General features: G+C 59.4%; 14 protein-coding genes. 1 reads left to right on the forward strand and 13 read right to left on the reverse strand.

The annotated features are described in order from the left end of the window. Positions 1 to 6 precede the first annotated feature (6 nt). From V1T76_RS00795 to V1T76_RS00835, 9 genes are all read right to left on the reverse strand, one after another. Positions 7 to 2,460 carry a glycoside hydrolase family 2 protein gene (locus V1T76_RS00795; protein WP_330558723.1) on the reverse strand — a complete coding sequence of 818 codons (2,454 nt, stop codon included), beginning with the start codon at positions 2,458 to 2,460 and terminating at the stop codon, positions 7 to 9. Continuing rightward, positions 2,461 to 3,483: a DUF1839 family protein gene (locus tag V1T76_RS00800; RefSeq protein WP_330558724.1), complete on the reverse strand. Its 1,023-nt coding sequence runs from the start codon at positions 3,481 to 3,483 to the stop codon at positions 2,461 to 2,463. Positions 3,484 to 3,494: 11 nt separating this feature from the next. Beyond that, positions 3,495 to 4,403, reverse strand: coding sequence for an amino acid--[acyl-carrier-protein] ligase (locus V1T76_RS00805; RefSeq protein WP_330559396.1), 909 nt, complete (start codon positions 4,401 to 4,403; stop codon positions 3,495 to 3,497). A gap of 2 nt (positions 4,404 to 4,405) precedes the next feature. Further along, complete coding sequence (locus V1T76_RS00810) at positions 4,406 to 5,587, reverse strand: acyl-CoA dehydrogenase family protein (RefSeq protein WP_330558725.1); 1,182 nt, start codon at positions 5,585 to 5,587, stop codon at positions 4,406 to 4,408. 3 nt (positions 5,588 to 5,590) lie between these two features. Next, entirely contained in the window at positions 5,591 to 5,839 is a 249-nt protein-coding gene (locus V1T76_RS00815) for an acyl carrier protein (protein ID WP_006933785.1), read from the reverse strand. 349 nt (positions 5,840 to 6,188) lie between these two features. Then, the gene (locus V1T76_RS00820; RefSeq protein ID WP_330558726.1) at positions 6,189 to 6,983 is read right to left on the reverse strand and encodes a class I SAM-dependent methyltransferase; all 795 of its coding nucleotides are present in this window, start codon (positions 6,981 to 6,983) and stop codon (positions 6,189 to 6,191) included. Then, positions 6,980 to 8,032 (reverse strand): glycosyltransferase family 4 protein, encoded by a 1,053-nt coding sequence (locus tag V1T76_RS00825; protein ID WP_330558727.1) that lies wholly within the window; start codon positions 8,030 to 8,032, stop codon positions 6,980 to 6,982. The genes V1T76_RS00820 and V1T76_RS00825 overlap by 4 nt, the downstream gene beginning before the upstream one ends. A 6-nt stretch (positions 8,033 to 8,038) precedes the next feature. After that, entirely contained in the window at positions 8,039 to 8,437 is a 399-nt protein-coding gene (locus tag V1T76_RS00830) for a 6-pyruvoyl trahydropterin synthase family protein (protein WP_330558728.1), read from the reverse strand. A gap of 39 nt (positions 8,438 to 8,476) precedes the next feature. Continuing rightward, positions 8,477 to 9,499 (reverse strand): zinc-dependent alcohol dehydrogenase, encoded by a 1,023-nt coding sequence (locus tag V1T76_RS00835; protein WP_330558729.1) that lies wholly within the window; start codon positions 9,497 to 9,499, stop codon positions 8,477 to 8,479. A 147-nt stretch (positions 9,500 to 9,646) separates the two neighbouring features. On the opposite strand from V1T76_RS00835, the gene mdoH reads away from it, so the two are divergent. Beyond that, positions 9,647 to 11,419 carry a glucans biosynthesis glucosyltransferase MdoH gene (gene mdoH / locus V1T76_RS00840; protein WP_330558730.1) on the forward strand — a complete coding sequence of 591 codons (1,773 nt, stop codon included), beginning with the start codon at positions 9,647 to 9,649 and terminating at the stop codon, positions 11,417 to 11,419. 163 nt (positions 11,420 to 11,582) lie between these two features. On the opposite strand, the gene ptsN is transcribed toward mdoH, so the two are convergent. The 4 genes from ptsN to lptB form a co-directional block, all read right to left on the reverse strand. Continuing rightward, positions 11,583 to 12,050 carry a PTS IIA-like nitrogen regulatory protein PtsN gene (gene ptsN, locus V1T76_RS00845; RefSeq protein WP_330558731.1) on the reverse strand — a complete coding sequence of 156 codons (468 nt, stop codon included), beginning with the start codon at positions 12,048 to 12,050 and terminating at the stop codon, positions 11,583 to 11,585. A gap of 60 nt (positions 12,051 to 12,110) precedes the next feature. Beyond that, entirely contained in the window at positions 12,111 to 12,698 is a 588-nt protein-coding gene (gene hpf / locus V1T76_RS00850; RefSeq protein ID WP_330559397.1) for a ribosome hibernation-promoting factor, HPF/YfiA family, read from the reverse strand. Positions 12,699 to 12,989: 291 nt separating this feature from the next. Next, the gene (gene rpoN, locus V1T76_RS00855; protein ID WP_330558732.1) at positions 12,990 to 14,543 is read right to left on the reverse strand and encodes an RNA polymerase factor sigma-54; all 1,554 of its coding nucleotides are present in this window, start codon (positions 14,541 to 14,543) and stop codon (positions 12,990 to 12,992) included. Between the two features lie 89 nt (positions 14,544 to 14,632). Beyond that, positions 14,633 to 15,445 (reverse strand): LPS export ABC transporter ATP-binding protein, encoded by an 813-nt coding sequence (lptB, locus tag V1T76_RS00860; protein ID WP_330558733.1) that lies wholly within the window; start codon positions 15,443 to 15,445, stop codon positions 14,633 to 14,635. Positions 15,446 to 15,510 lie beyond the last annotated feature (65 nt).

Consider the following 15,510-nt stretch of genomic DNA (forward strand, 5'->3'; position numbering starts at 1 on the left):
GCGGTGTCAGAAGGCGGTCCGGCCTGCGAAATTCAACGCAACCAAATGCCCCGTCGGCGCTGTTTGACCGTCGCGACTTACATCGCCTCCGACCTGCCTCAGCCGAACCTGACGTGTTTCCCCTGGCGCCAGATGAAACCAGTTGTCTTCCGGTTCAAACCCGGGCACGTCGACAGCAACCGATTGCAGGAAGCGCCTGGCGGCAATCTTCAGCGACCAGTTACCGGCCTCGTCTTTGAGAACGTTTGCCTCGGGTGCATCGAAATGACGGTTATGACCCCGGCCAAGCGGGAAGTGATGCGCTTCGGAGATCGGTTCACCGGTTTGCGCATCGCAAAGACGCACCAAGGTGACATCGTGCGATGGGGGGCCGAAGCGGTAAGCGTAGGTGACGTCAAAGAACGCTCCGATCAGATCGACCGCATTGAGCGTCTGCGCGCTGCGGGGCGCCAGAACAAGATCCATCTCTCCTGAAACCACCGGCACCTGACCGTCCCTGAGGCAGGCAATGCTGACCTTGACGGGCTTTTCTTCCGCCCGCTCGTTGATCACGTGTATGGCCAGCCCGTTGGTCCCCTCGTCTGTGACACACGCCAGAACCGGCTGGAAGGCCCGCTTGAGAGCGTACCAGGCGGGCTTGGGTCGTCCGGCCGCATCGATCAGACCCCATCCGGCCCCAATCGAAAGGTCGGAAAGGGTCCAGACCAGAGCGCCCTGGCAGTTGGACGCAGGCCGTCGCCATTCGGCATAGGTCTCGGACATGACCTCGCCGGTGACCGCCCGCCCGAAATCGAGATATCTGTCCGGGTCGCCATAACGAAGAGCGGCAGGCTCGACGTCATAGAGCCGTTTCAGATAGTGATCGCGCACGTCCTCGAAATCCCAGCCGGCACCGCGGTCGCGCGGCACCCGCGCCTTCCAGCGCGGATCATGACCGGGTTTCACCGGCAGGCCTTCCTCCAGGCTCTGCGGAACGGGAACGTTGGAGAAGGCAAGGCATTCGCCCGCAAAGCGGACATCGGCCCGCCTTGCATCTTCCAGCGGTCTCAAATATGCGCCAACGCCGTAATAATGCGCGATACCTTCATTGGGAGAAAACGGCAGGACGCCGCCGCAGGGTGAATTTGCAGCAAAAGGCACGTCCGGGCGCAGCTCTGCGGCAATCTCCGGCAGGATCTCCTCACACAGCGGGCCCTTCCAGCGGTCTTCGGAAAGCCCCATCATGGCGCCCTGCTGATAGATCTCGCTGCCACCGCACAGAACGGCAAGCGACGGACAGCCCATGGTTTCCTTCAGTTGATCGCGCAGTTCCGCCTCGACCTCCTCAACGAAGGCCTTGTCCTTCACGGGATAATCGTAGTTCGCGAACTGGAAGTCCTGCCAGACCAGCAGCCCGAGTTCGTCGCACAGCTCGAAGAAGGCGCGGCTTTCGTAAAGCATCGTGCCGCCGATGCGCAGCATGTTCATGCCCGCATCGCGTGCCTTTTCCAACAACGGACGATAGGCTTCGCGGCCGGACGACAAGTTCAAAAGATCCGCATTTGTCCAGACGGCACCACGGCAAAAGACGGGGGTGCCGTTGATCTTCAGGTCAAAGCCTCGTCCATCGTGGCCGTGGTCTGCCTCAATCCGGCGAAAGCCTGTCTTGCCCAGCGAAAACGTGTGATCCGCGCAGTGCACCGCCATATCATAGAGCGCAGGGTCGCCGTGCGTGTGCGGCATCCAGGGCGTGATGCCCTCAGGGCGGAGTGTTGCCGCATAGGTGCCGTCGTCCTGACGGGTCATCTTTGCCGATGCCCCGGCGCAGGTCAGCACCGGGTCAGTGTCCACATTTTCCAGCCTGACCGCAACCGTCAGCGCGGCGCTGCCGTCCGGGGCAAGATCCGCCAGAATGTGCTTGTCGATGAGACGCGGTGCCGTTTCTTGCTCCAGCCGGATCGGGCGGTAGGGGCCAACGGCATGGATCTCCGGGCACCAGCCCGGCATATGGCCGAGCAGCGTCGTCCGCACCAGCCGCAGGCCCTGGCTGGTTGCCAGTTGCGGTTTCCAGCGGGCACGCGGACCCTTCGCGTTGAGATGCGGTTCGAGCGCGCGAAAGCAGATTTTGAGGACGTTGCGCCCAGTGAGTTCGACGGGAAGACTGTATTTCCGGAACATGTTCCGGCTGGACAGGACTTCAACGTCGTTCAGGTAAACCTCGGCAATGGTTGCCAGCCCGTCCAGGCACAAGCGGTATTGCCCCGGTTCTGCATCAAACCAGGCTTCGTACCAGACATCCTTGTCATGGAGCGGAAAGGGATTTTCCGGGTCGTAACGGCCAGCATCCGCCAAAGCACCGGCAACCGTTCCCGGAACCCTTGCGGGAACAAAGTCCCACTGATGGCCGGTTGCAAGCGGCGTTTCGATGGCCCCCGGCTCTGTCAATGACAGCGACCAGGCCCCTTCACTCAGGTCGATCATTCAAACCCCGGCGGCGCTGACAACGGGCGAAAAGCGTGATTCCTCGTCACCATAATGACGGCCGAGCAACAGCATCAGACTGTCCCACGCGTTGACCGCGGGCTGCAGGCTTTCGTCTAGCCCCTGGAATTTCTTTCGCATGACCGCGCGCGCCAGTTTGAACTGCACCATCTTGCAGGTGGACGAAATGGTCCTGGCCATCTGCACACCTTCGGTCAATTCGGTCCGGCCTTCAGCCACCAGCCAATCCAGGTAGGAGGAGAACAGTTCAAAATTCGCCCCGAGCTGGCGCAGCGTGTTGAAGGCATAAAGGTGGAAGAACCCGAACTCGCGTTCGCAGATCTTTTCCACCTGCGCCGGGAACACCTGTGCGAAGGCGGCAATCGGGTTCTGCTGCGGGCGGCGCTTCAGGTGATGACGCAGCAGGCTCTCTGAAACACTCAGGATGTGCGCCGGCGTCGGCAGCGTGCCTGGAACCTTCACGAATTCCGTATAGGGCAGAAAAGGTGTCGCCTTTTCGTGAGCGCCGCGCTGGAAAACGCCATCGAAATCGTCACCATCCAGCCGGTGCAGGCCCAGTCCGTGGAAATACTCCATCGTCCGGGCTTCAAAATCCATCCAGTTGACCGCGATCGTGGTCTTGCCATGGGCCTCGTGATAGCCGACGCCATGCGTGTCGGGCAGAAAATAGCTGTCGACTTCAACCAGCGACAAACGGCCCCGTTCAATCTGCTGCTGAACGTGGTCTTCGACCCGGTCATAGATGGCAAGCTCGGTGACCTTGAGGCCATAAAGCGCTTCCAGGTCCTCCAGCGGCACCTTGAAAAAGGTGAACTGGTCGCCTTCGAAGTCCTGGGTGACCGAATAGGAAAGGCAGGCTTCTGCCGGCAGTCCGAGAGATGGCAACACCTCGATCCAGACATCGAGATAGCAGTTGGTTTCGGGCCAGTCCCGGTCCTGGGAATGGAGCGGACTGCGCACGTAGGTTGCCGCATTGAAGCGGTCAAACACAGCTTGCGTCATGTTGCCTTCCCTTATCCCCAAAGCGCGGCACGGACACCTTCAGGCCATTTGGACGTGTCGAAACCGTGATGGCGGAACAACGCAAGCGCAAGACGTTCGAGACCGAAGCCGACACAGGCTGTGTGGGCGGGTGTGCCATCGGCCTGACTGATGTTCCAAGCCTTGCCGAAATTGTCCATGTGGTAGTTGAAGCTCATGCACGCCGTCGGCTTTTCTTCCGAGGTGATGGGCACCAGCATTTCGAATTTCAGTTCCTGTTCACGCTGACCGGACGCCATGATCTTGCCGGCACGGCCGAAGAACGGATCGTTGGCAACATCGACATGATGCGGCAGTTGCAGCCTTTCCATCATGTCCGAGCCCCGCTGTTTCCAGGTTTCGCGGAACTCCATGGTCTGCTCGGCGGAGCCGACGCGCACGTATTCGCGCTGGCGGAACATCTGCATACGGGCCGGATCCTTGGACGGCTCGTGGCGGAAACAGTAGGACTGCAGCGCCACGTAGGCGCCTTCCGCCGGCAGTGCGCCACGGCGCGACAGGATCGGATAAAGCGGATAACAGGCGGCCGGGGTCAGAGCGACCTGGGTCGGCTTCTGATCCTTGGACCAATCATCGCCAGCCGCCATGCATTGCAACAGCCCCATGTGGTCATGGTCATTGCCGCAAAAGGCATGCACCGTTCCCGCCAGTTGGGGAAAGTTCTTCATATAGCCGCTGGTTTCGAAATCCTGCATGGTCATTCCCGGCGGGAACACCATCGCTTCGGAGATTTCGTCCTGCCCGTAAGTGAGGGCAAATTTTTCAAAACGGGCAATGACGTCTTCAAATTCGCCGCTGCGGGCATAAAGGCCGTCGACGCCGCTGTCATGCAGGACGCCTTCGGAAAAGAGCTGATCCAGAAAAGAGACTTGCGCGTCCATCATTACCCCAAAAGACTGGTGTCTTGCTTGTTGACCAGGAGCATCGTGGACGTGTTGCCCAGAATACGGTCGTTGGAAATCATCAGCTGCGCCGAATGCGCGTCGCGCAGATGCCGGCCGAGGCTGAACGGTGTGCCGTTCTTGTAGCCGGCGATCCCGCAGATCAGCATGCAGTGGTTGATGATCGTCAGGATGGTCTGCGACGTGCCGATCTTCACGTTGTTCATGGCAACCGAAAAGCTCATGGCATTGAGCGCATCGCTATCGCCCTTGCAGCCTTCGAATTGCTTCAGGCCTGCAACGACATTCGCCTTGACCAATTGCAGCAGGCTGGACGCCTCGGCAAGGCGCAGCGCCCCCGGAGGCACCTGGCCCGGCGACTTGCGCGCGGCGGCCTTGACGAAACTCTGCGAGCGCGCAACCGCATCTGCGGCGATGCCATACCAGAGCGCACCCCACAGCAGGTGGGAGACGGCCAACATGGATTGGGCCGCGATTTCGGCGAAGGGCCGCGGCAGGATCTGCCCGGCCGGCGCTTCCGCGTTGAAAATATAGCCATCGGAACAAGTGCCGCGCATGCCGAGCGTGTCCCATTTGCTGGTCTGCTCGAGCGTGTACTGATCCTTGAGAAAAATGGTTGCAACCTGATCGGAATGGGCTGCCTCGGCATGCCGACGGGACGTCACCATGATGGCATCCGCATTGGCGCCGTAGGAAATCACCGTCGCGTCCTTGGTGAGTCGAACGGTGTCGCCATCAACCTGGGTCGCACAGATCGAATTGCGCAGGTTGCCGCCGATCCCCGCCTCACTGGTTGCCGAAGCGATCAGGAGCTGTTCGTCGCAGATCCGCTTCTGGAAGGCTTCGTGCCATGCGCTCCCGACCGCGTAGTCGGCAAGGCTGGCAATCTGGATCTGGTGCATGGCGTAAGTCATCGCCGTGGCCGAGCAGGCTTGTCCGAGGATCGCACAGATGTCGGCAACCTCGGTCAGCGTTGCTCCCTCGCCGCCGAACTCCGGACGGATCATGACCCCCATCAGACGTTCCGCTTTCAAGGCGTCCATGCCTTCAGCAGGAAAACGGCCTTCCACATCGACCTTGTCCGCATATTCGGAAGCGACTTTGGCGGCACGTTTGGCGCGATCTGCCAATCCCATGGCAGTGATCTTGGCTGCGGCGGTCATGGATCAGGCAGCCTGTTCTTTCAGAATTTCGGTAAGCGCTGCGTCGATCGCGTCAATGGAGGAGAACGATTTGCGGTTCAGCAGATGCTCCGGGAACTCGATGTCGAATTCTTCTTCGAGAGCCAGCATGACCTGCACGGAGGCAAAGGACGACAGACCGGCATCGTAGAGATCCGCACCGTCCGCGACATCATCGATAGAAACCGGCAGATTGCCATGTTTTGCCAGCAGGGTCCGAATGGTCTGTTTCATTTTGTCCTTATCACTTTCTCTCGGTTTCGTTTGAACCGGTCCTTGAGTTCCTAAACGTCATCTAGACCCAAAAAACGATAAACTGTAATTAAAGGGCATGGTAAAAAATCACGAAACAACAACCATTAAAGTTTGTTAAGTTAATGCTTCCACACCACCCCGAGGTACGGGCAGAATTATCCCGTTCCGAGACCTTTCAGCTACGGCTATTTATGTTATCCGGCTGAACATCCCCGTCCTTACGGACAAGACCTTGACAAAACACCAAGAGCCTTGGCAGCGAAAGCCTGCCTAGGGGACGTGTCATCTTGAAAGAGGATGGATTTTCCGGAAAGCCGAAAGCCAGTGCTTACGGCAAGGCGGCGAAATCGACGTGGCCGACGGTGAGACTGAGAGCACCTGAGCCGATCTGCTCCTGTCGCAGCGACCACCAGTCTTCCAGCTCTGCCTCGTCCAGCGCGACCTGCCTGCCGACGGTACGCCAGCCGCCAAGCAGCTCCCTCAGGAAGTTTGCCGACGCGTGGTCTGCCTGCCAGTCTGACCGACCTTGCACCACCTTGTAGCCACGATCCTGAAACAGTTCGATGGCACGCCCGGCGGCAGCCGGACCGAGAGCGGGGCCAAACCCCTTGTCCGATAGCTGATGCGTGTTGTGCGCGTTCAAGACAGCTGAATCGAAGGCAAGCTGCGGGGCAAATGCGGCGCGTCCATCATAGGTCAGACTTGCCAGAAACGGCTTTTTCGCCTGCACGACCTGCTCGACCAGACGGACGAGAAACGGCTCCGAGACCAGATCCAGAAAGGCGGAGGTGGTCACCGCATCGACCTCGGCAAAGGGAAGCTGTTCCAGATCCTTGGCAAGGTCGATCTGCCGCGTTGTCACGCTGTCCTGCCAGCGCTGATCGGCAACTTCCAAAAGAGCAGGATCGTAATCGGTCAAAAGCCATTCCACCGAGCAGCCAACAGACCGGCCTCGACGCCGCGAAAGCGCCGAAACAGTCGAGCCGGCGCCGCTTGCAAGGTCCAGAATACGCAAACGGTCACTACCGAGAGCGGCAAAGAACGTGATTTCGACAGCTTCGTTGCGAGCTGCGAGATCGACCGGCTCGCGCAGGGCCAGCCATTCAGGAGAAAAACCGGTCATCGAAAAGTGTCCTGCAAAAGGTTTGCAAACTGCCGCGCTGCGTCTGTCCAGTCCGGCAAGAGGTCTGCCGCCTTTCTGGCTTCAGCGCTCAATCTGTCACGCTGCTCACGGTCCGAAATCAGGGCGTCAAGCGCGCTCTGCAATGCCTCCACATCCTCAACGCCGCAGTAGATTGCAGCGCCCTCCGGCAGCGTTTCCTTCACAGCGCCGCCACCGCTGCCGATCACCGGCAAACCGTAGGCAAGGGCTTCCGTATAGGCCATGCCGTAGCCTTCATACCGGCTCGCGAGAACGAAAATGTCCGCTGACCGGTAAAAGCCGCCAAGGTCCTGCGAAGGAACAGCACCGTGAAAGGTAATCCTGTCGAGAAGGTCCAGCTCATGCGCCTGCTTGAGAAGCGCCTGGTAACAGGCAGGATCCGCTTCAAGCCCGCCTACGATGTCCAGGTGCCACTCAAGCGTCTTCAGGCTGGCCAAGGCAGTCAGCAACAGGTCATACCCCTTGCGCGGCAGCAAAGTGCCGACCGACAGAAGCCGTATGATGTCCTGTTGCGAGCGCTCAAAGGGCGCAGGCTTGTCGGTGCCCGGCAGCACAGCCGTGATGCGGTCCGGCGAGATGGCGAACAGGTCTTCCACCTGTGTTCCTGTCGCAGGACTGGTCACGATGATGTGGCGAGCGAACGCCAGCACATTGTTTTCGCTCTGGAGGAGAGCGTCGGCCTGTTCCCTTGACAGGCCGTTCTCAAGGCATAGCGGGTGGTGCACCAGGGCAACCAGCCTGATCCGCTCGTGCAGCCGTTCCATGGCTTCCGCCATCACACCGAGGGCAAGACCGTCAACGACGACAAGCGATCCTTCCGGAACTGCGGACAGTCTGTATTCGGCCTGGCGAAGCGTTTCTTCGGAGGGAAACGGAAAGCCGTCGCCGAGTGATACCAGCTCGACATCCCAGCCCAGTGTGCGCAAACCGGCAATGATCCTGCGATCATAGCCGTAGCCACCGGTCGGTGTGTCCAGGTCGCCCGGATAGGCAAAGACAAGCGAAGGCATGAGCTGTCAGATCCCGGCTTCGTACCAGGCGCGGGCGACGTGGGATTCAGAGATCGTCACGCGGATTGCCTTCAGTTCCGAGCCCGAACGTCCCAGCCGGTCATCCCTTGCCGCTTTGGCAAGGTGGTCATGAATGTGTTTGGTGAGGAACTCGGTCGTGGTGTTGACGCCGGCAAATTCCGGAACCTCGTCGAGGTTCTTGTAGTTCAAGGGCTGCAGAACTTCCTTCAAGGCTTCATGGGCCCTGCCGATATCGATCACCACACCGTTGGAATCGAGGTTATCGGCCAGGAACGCTGCATCGATGACGAAGGTCGCGCCATGTAACGCCTGGGCCGGTCCGAACAGCTCTCCCTTGAACGAGTGGGCAATCATGACGTGATCGCGAACTTCAACTGCAAACATATTATCATCCTGAATTTACGAGAAAAATGGGAGGGTGTCTCAGAGGACGGCCTGGTTGGGGCTGTCATACACAACAAGCGCGGCAAGCACATCCGATGTCTTGTTCAACAAGTCGGGAAGCTGCCGGGGCAGATCCTCAAAAGCCACCTTGTGGGTGATGAGACAGTCGAGCACCGGATCGGCCAGCAGGGAAAGTGCCGTTTCCAGCCTGCGACGGTAGGTCCAGCGTGCCTGGCGCTCCACCGGGATCGTTCCAACCTGGCTTGAGACGAGCTTCAGGCGGCGGCAGTGAAAATCTGCTCCAAGCGGTGCAGAGACCGCCTGGGCGCCATACCAGCTCAACTCGATGATGGATGTGCCGTCTCCGGCACAGGCAAGCGCCGTGGCAAGGCCGGCCGATGTCGCACTCGTGTGAAACACCAGGTCCTGATTGCCCGGCGCTTCGTGCGGCATTGCAAATTCCAATCCCAGCGCGATGGCAGCTTCCGCACGGTCAGGGTTTGTATCAACGACCGTCACTTTTGATCCGGGCAACCGCCCGGCAACGTATGCAGTCAGGAGGCCGACGACACCACCACCGACCACGCAGATGTGATCCCCAGGTGATGGTTTTCCGTCCCATAACGCATTAAGTGCCGTCTCCATGTTGGCCGCCAGGACGGCCCTTTCGGCGGAAACGCCCTCAGGAACCGGCACGCATGACATGGAGGGGAGCGTAAAGACGCTTTGATGAGGGAAGAGCGAGAAAACAAGGCGGCCGTCGAGATCCGGGTCTCCAGCACGGACCGTGCCGACATTTGCGTAGCCGTATTTCACCGGAAACGGGAAATCCCCTTCCTGATGCGGCGCCCGCATGCGCTGCCATTCGCTCGGCGGCACATCGCCGCGAAAGACAAGGCCTTCCGTTCCCCGGCTTATACCGCTAAAGAGCGTTTCGACCAGCACTTCGCCGGTATTTATCTCGTTCAAGGAAACAGTCTCCAGTCCGCATCGACCGGGCTCGGTGTACCACAGCGCCTGCGGTTTGCCTGTGTCGCTCGTCACCGGTGCGTCTGCGGTCATCCTCTATCCTCAGCGGTCATCAACCCTTGCCTTTGTCAACGTTAGGACATTTTGACATGCGCACTATTGCGATGATCGCTCCAATTGGAAGTCAAAAAAATGTTTCGGGTCTGTGACATGCCAAAATTCACTGGATCAATCTCAAACATGACCGCACGGCGCATCACCTTCGCTGTCCTTCTCGGGCTCAGCTTTGCGGGCCTTGCCACCTTGATGACGCTGACGCTTTCTCCCGGCGGCTACACGGCGCTAGACCTTTTCATTCTGATCTGTTTCCTCGTCACCCTGCCCTGGACCATCATCGGCTTCTGGAACGCGGTGATCGGCCTGCTCATCATGCGGCTTTCCCGAAATCCGGCCGATGCGGTTTGTCCGATCGACCACGGTGATGCTTCGCAGCCGCTGAGAAGCTCCACGGCCCTCTTGTCCTGCGTCCGCAACGAAGATACCGAAAGCCTGGAAACCAACCTGTCTGCCATGGTGTCTCACCTGATACGCGCAGGCGAAGCGGACCGGTTCACCCTCTATGTCCTCAGCGACACCAACATGGACGATGTTGCCCTTCAAGAGCAGCAGATGACTGCCCGGCTGAAGGATCGCTTTGAAGGGCAGATGGACGTCGTCTATCGGCGCCGCACGGACAATCGTGGCTTCAAGGCCGGCAATATCGAAGATTTCTGTGAGCGCTGGGGAGACCGCCACGAGTTCGCGCTGGTGCTGGATGCCGACAGCTACATGTCCGCCGAGGCCATCATTGGCCTGGTGCGGCGCATGGAAGTCAATCCGCAACTCGGCATTCTGCAAAGCTTGGTGGTCGGCCTACCGACGGACAGCGCCTTTGCCCGTGTCTTCCAGTTTGGAATGCGGCTCGGCATGCGCTCCTACACCATCGGCAGCGCCTGGTGGCAGGGCGATTGCGGTCCGTACTGGGGTCACAATGCGATCCTGCGGATCAAACCGTTCAAGGAAAGCTGCCGCCTGCCGGAACTGCCCGGCAACGGACCGCTTTCGGGTACCATCCTTTCTCACGACCAGGTGGAAGCCGTATTGATGCGTCGCGCCGGCTACGAAGTGCGTGTGCTGCCACTGGAGACGGGCAGCTATGAAGCCAATCCGCCGCATCTGCTGGAGTTTATCCGCCGCGACCTGCGCTGGTGCCAGGGCAACCTGCAGTACCGCCGGCTGATCGGCCTTCCCGGCCTCAAGCCTGTCAGCCGGATGCAGCTCGTGCTCGCCATCCTGATGTTTCTCGGCTCGCCCGCCTGGCTGGGCTTCATGACATCGGCGGCCATCCTCGGCATGGTCACCGACTACATGCCGTACCGGCCCGATACCGGCGCCCTGCTCTTCTTCACGGTTCTGACGATGGTGTTCGCGCCGAAACTGGCAACAGTGGCCGATGTGCTCGCCCGGCCGGATCTGCGCAAGGCCTTCGGTGGACCTGTGCGCATCGTCATCAGCGTTCTGGCGGAGATCGTCTATTCAGCGATGCTGGCACCGATCATGGCCGTCGCGCATTCACTGTTCATGGGCGGACTGCTGTTCGGCAAGACCATTGGCTGGGGCGCACAGGCACGCGGTGTCCAGCGCCTGCCTATGTTGCTGGCAGCGGCCAAACTCTGGCCGCAGACACTGTTCGGGCTGGCCGGGCTCGCTTGGCTCTCCACCCAGCCGATCGATCTGGTGTGGCCGGTTATTCCTGTGGCCATCGGTCCGCTGCTGGCCATGCTGATCGCTGTCGCCACGTCCACAAGGACCCTTGGCCAGATCGCGATCCGCTCCACCCTGTGGCGCATTCCTGAGGAAACAAACCCGCCTGCTGAACTGGCCGACCTGCATCTTCCGGCCCTGACCAAAGGCCCGGTTTCCACCCCGCAGCAAGGGCTCGTCCAGGGCGATGCCAATCCGGCGAAAGCCTGAGACGCATCTGCCTCACAAGCGCTCCCCGGCCAGGTGCAAGACAAATGGCCGGGGCAACACCCGAAAGCAGTGTCCACCGCATCTTCGCTGTGGCAAGGCAGCGGATAGAAACCAAAAGACCGGCCATGCGACCGGTCTTGTTGCGTCAGGGACTTTGACCAGATCAAGCCGCGTTGGACGATGCCAGCGGCTGGGTCAGAAGATCGTAGATCTCCTGCGCGTCATGGGATGCGCGAATGCCCTGGGTGACAGTGCTGTCGCGGAGCTGGCGTGCGATACGGGCCAATGCCTTGAGATGGTCGGCGCCTGCGCCTTCCGGCGCCAGAAGCAGAAACACCAGGTCGACGGGTTCGTCGTCCAAAGCATCGAAATCGACAGGTTTATCCAGCTTCGCAAACAATCCGACCAAACGGTCGAGACGTGTCAGCTTGCCGTGCGGGATCGCGATGCCGTGACCGACACCTGTAGATCCCAAACGTTCGCGCTGAAGAAGCGTATCGAAGATTTCCCGTTCGGAAAGCCCGGTCAGTTCAGACGCCTTTCCGGCGAGTTCCTGAATTGCCTGTTTTTTGCTTTTGGCCTTGAGCCCGGCAATTACCGCGTCTTTACCCAGAAGATCACCAAGATCCATTAGTCCGCCTACAAGTTTCAGAAGCCGGCTTCCTCTCGGAAGCCGACCCCATCCGCATCCTTATTCGGCAGCCTGATTGGCTACCAATGCTGGGTCGATCCAGCCAATATTGCCGTCTGGCCTACGATAGACAACATTGACTCCGCCGTTTGCCGCATTTTTGAACAGCACGACCGGCGCTTCGGTCAGATCCAGCTCCATTACCGCCATACCGACGGTCATCGTTTTAACTTTTGCGGAAGTCTCGGCAATCACCAGCGGATTGAAATCCACCGGCACTTCCTCGTCTTCCTCGGGCGAAGCAAGCACGTAAGATGCCGCCTCTAGAGCTTCCCGCTCGTGGCCATTGGGGCCATGATGGTCCTTCAGCTTGCGCTTGTAGCGGCGAAGCCGCTTTTCGATCTTTTCCGCAGCCATATCGAAGCTGGCGCGCGGGTCCTGATCCTGCGCGGACACTTGAAGCACAATTCCGGTGTCCAAATGCAGGCTGCATTCAGACTTGAAGCCTGTGCCCTCCCTGCTGAGCGTAACGTGGCCTGTGAAGCCGCCTGTGAAATATTTCTCCAGAGCGTCTTCGATTCGGTCTGTGACGTGGACGCGCAGTGCATCGCCTACATCGACATTCTTACCCGAAATCCGCAAAGCCATGGGGACCTCTTCTTTTTCTATTGACCGATAGGTCACCGGCGTTGCCACCGGTGTTGAAACGCGAGACGTTTCAAGCTTACAGAATGGACCAGTCAGCGCCGAAGCGCCATCCCCTGTTTACGTCACGAGGGCGGTGCTATAATTGCGCTCGCTCAAAGAGTCAATTGATTATGAATTAAAGAAACAAACTAGAAAAAGTGCCGTGTAATTGACTTGTATTGTTTCAGTGGAAATCTCTGAAACATTTTAAATGTTGCACCATTCAGCCCTAAAGGCAGACCGCATCAGGACTTATAGCCGCACGTTTTTTTCCCGCCGGCGCTGAACGGACGAGCCGATCTTCATGGCTTCACGGTATTTGGCTACCGTTCTGCGGGCAATATCGACGCCATCATCCTTCAGAATTTTGACAATCGTGTCGTCGGAGAGGATCGCCTTCGGATCCTCGGCATCGATCATCTGCTTGATCCGGTGCCGAACCGACTCGGCCGAATGCGCATCGCCCCCCACCGTTGCGGAAATGGCTGACGAGAAGAAGTACTTGAGCTCGTAGATGCCGCGTGGGGTTGCCATGAACTTGTTCGACGTCACGCGGCTGACCGTCGATTCGTGCATGCCGATTGCCTCCGCAACGGTCTTCAGATTGAGCGGCCGCAGATGGGCGATGCCATAGGTCAGGAACCCGTCCTGCTGGCGCACGATTTCCGTCGATACCTTCAGGATCGTGCGGGCGCGCTGGTCTAGGCTCTTGGCCAGCCAGTTGGCCGTCTGCAGCGAGTCGGTGAGATATTCCTTCTCGGTCTCGTTGCGGGCCGTCTTGATCACCTTGGCGTAGTAGGTCTGATTGACGAGCACCTTCGGCAAGGTGTCGGAATTCAGCTCTATCGCCCAGGTGCCGTCGTTGGCCGGACGCACGAAAACATCCGGCACCACCGGCTGCACCAGCGCAGACCCGAACAGGCTGCCGGGCTTTGGATCGAGCGCGCGGATTTCCGCGATCATCTCGATCAGATCCTCGTCATCGACACCGCAGACCTTGCGCAGCGCGGGCAAGTCGCGTCTGGCCAGCAATTCGATGTTGTCGATCAGGGCTTCCATGGCGGGATCGAAACGGTTCTTGTCGATGAGCTGCAGTTTCAGGCATTCGGCCAGGTTTCGAGCGAACACGCCTGCGGGTTCAAAGGTCTGCAGGACCGCAAGAACGCTTTCCAGGCGTGCGATATCGACGCCAAGCTGCTCTGCCGTTTCATCGAAGTCCAGGTAGAGGTAGCCGTTCTCATCAAGCGAGTTGATCAGATGGGTCGCAATCAGCTTGTCGGCCTCATCCCCGATCGCAAGATGCATCTGCTCTTCCAGCGTCGTGACCAGAGAGGCTTCGTCGGCAACGAAAGCTTCCAGATTGTAATCTTCGGACGCGCCGCTGCTGCCGGTGTTCTTGTAGCTGTCGCCGGCCTTCAGGAGGGCGGGATCGGGCGATGCCGGCACGCCGGGCTCGTCGGGAAAGACGTTGCCGAGATCGGTGTCCATGCGCGCGGCAATGGCTTCCGACCCGGTTTCCAGATCGCTTTGCATCCAGTCGCCGGTGTCAGGCTCGTCACTTTGCCGGTTCTGGCTGTCCGTGCCATCGCCGAACGCATCTGCAGCCGCGTCTCCCCCGCCATCGCCCTCGGCTCCACCATCGGCAATGTCGTTCTTTTCCAGAAGCGGATTACGCTCCAGTTCAGCTTCGACATAGGCAACCAGATCGAGATTGGACATTTGCAACAGCTTGATCGCCTGCATCAGCTGCGGCGTCATGATCAGCGACTGGCTTTGCCGCATCTCCAGCTTGGTTGAAATGGCCATTGAGTTCCCAGGCGAGCGTTATTTCAAGTTGGTCTGCTTTTTGCTTATTCTTTGCAGACCGAGTGTATAACGTACCTGACGGCGTGTCATCAAAGCGTAAATTGTTCACCCAGATAAAGCCGGCGCACGTCCGGATTGGTGACAATTTCCTGCGGCAACCCTTCCGTCAGCACTTCGCCGGAAGCAATGATATAGGCCCGGTCGATCAGGCCGAGGGTCTCGCGAACGTTGTGGTCGGTGATCAAGACCCCGATTCCACGCTGGGTGAGATGACGAACGAGTTGTTGGATGTCACCGACGGCGATGGGATCGATACCCGCGAAGGGCTCATCGAGCAGCATGAAGGACGGCCGGCTTGCCAGCGCGCGGGCAATCTCGACGCGGCGGCGTTCACCGCCGGAAAGCGCGATACTGGGTGACTTCCGCAAGTGGGTAAGTCCGAATTCGGCCAGCAGCGAATCAAGTTCCTCGCGGCGTTTCTGCCGGTTGGGTTCAATCACTTCCAGCACGGCGCGGATGTTTTCCTCCACCGTCAGGCCGCGAAAGATGGACGCTTCCTGCGGCAGATAGCCAATGCCGAGCCGCGCACGGCGATACATCGGCATCCGGGTGATGTTGAAGCCTTCCAGTGAAATCTGGCCCTGATCCGGACGGATCAGCCCGGTGATCATATAGAAGGTGGTGGTCTTGCCGGCGCCGTTCGGCCCCAGAAGGCCGACGGCCTCGCCCGGTTTCACAGTCAGGCTGACATATTTCACCACCTGCCGGCGGCCATAGGTCTTGCCAATGCCTTCAACGACCAGCGCTTGCGACAAATCTTCGCCATCATGGGCGTGGTCCGGCGTGCTTCCCTGCAATCCGTTATTCTCCGAAGACGTTCTCTTCACTGGCGCGCCGTCCATCCGATCATTGTCGCGGCTTCACATAAGGTCTGCGACCGACGCTGTCGAGTCGGACTTGCCGTCAA

This window comes from Roseibium sp. FZY0029 (genome assembly GCF_036350355.1).
Classification (GTDB): domain Bacteria; phylum Pseudomonadota; class Alphaproteobacteria; order Rhizobiales; family Stappiaceae; genus Roseibium.

Excerpts from the sequence above, each read along its gene's own strand:
- V1T76_RS00810 (WP_330558725.1), bottom strand. The coding sequence starts at position 5,587 with ATGACCGCCGCAGCCAAGATCACTGCCATGGGATTGGCAGATCGCGCC.
- V1T76_RS00820 (WP_330558726.1), bottom strand. The coding sequence starts at position 6,983 with ATGACCGGTTTTTCTCCTGAATGGCTGGCCCTGCGCGAGCCGGTCGAT.
- hpf (WP_330559397.1), bottom strand. The coding sequence starts at position 12,698 with ATGGCTTTGCGGATTTCGGGTAAGAATGTCGATGTAGGCGATGCACTG.
- V1T76_RS00830 (WP_330558728.1), bottom strand. The coding sequence starts at position 8,437 with ATGTTTGCAGTTGAAGTTCGCGATCACGTCATGATTGCCCACTCGTTC.
- V1T76_RS00800 (WP_330558724.1), bottom strand. The coding sequence starts at position 3,483 with ATGACGCAAGCTGTGTTTGACCGCTTCAATGCGGCAACCTACGTGCGC.
- rpoN (WP_330558732.1), bottom strand. The coding sequence starts at position 14,543 with ATGGCCATTTCAACCAAGCTGGAGATGCGGCAAAGCCAGTCGCTGATC.
- V1T76_RS00815 (WP_006933785.1), bottom strand. The coding sequence starts at position 5,839 with ATGAAACAGACCATTCGGACCCTGCTGGCAAAACATGGCAATCTGCCG.
- ptsN (WP_330558731.1), bottom strand. The coding sequence starts at position 12,050 with ATGGATCTTGGTGATCTTCTGGGTAAAGACGCGGTAATTGCCGGGCTC.
- mdoH (WP_330558730.1), top strand. The coding sequence starts at position 9,647 with ATGACCGCACGGCGCATCACCTTCGCTGTCCTTCTCGGGCTCAGCTTT.
- V1T76_RS00805 (WP_330559396.1), bottom strand. The coding sequence starts at position 4,403 with ATGGACGCGCAAGTCTCTTTTCTGGATCAGCTCTTTTCCGAAGGCGTC.
- V1T76_RS00825 (WP_330558727.1), bottom strand. The coding sequence starts at position 8,032 with ATGCCTTCGCTTGTCTTTGCCTATCCGGGCGACCTGGACACACCGACC.
- V1T76_RS00795 (WP_330558723.1), bottom strand. The coding sequence starts at position 2,460 with ATGATCGACCTGAGTGAAGGGGCCTGGTCGCTGTCATTGACAGAGCCG.
- lptB (WP_330558733.1), bottom strand. The coding sequence starts at position 15,445 with ATGGACGGCGCGCCAGTGAAGAGAACGTCTTCGGAGAATAACGGATTG.
- V1T76_RS00835 (WP_330558729.1), bottom strand. The coding sequence starts at position 9,499 with ATGACCGCAGACGCACCGGTGACGAGCGACACAGGCAAACCGCAGGCG.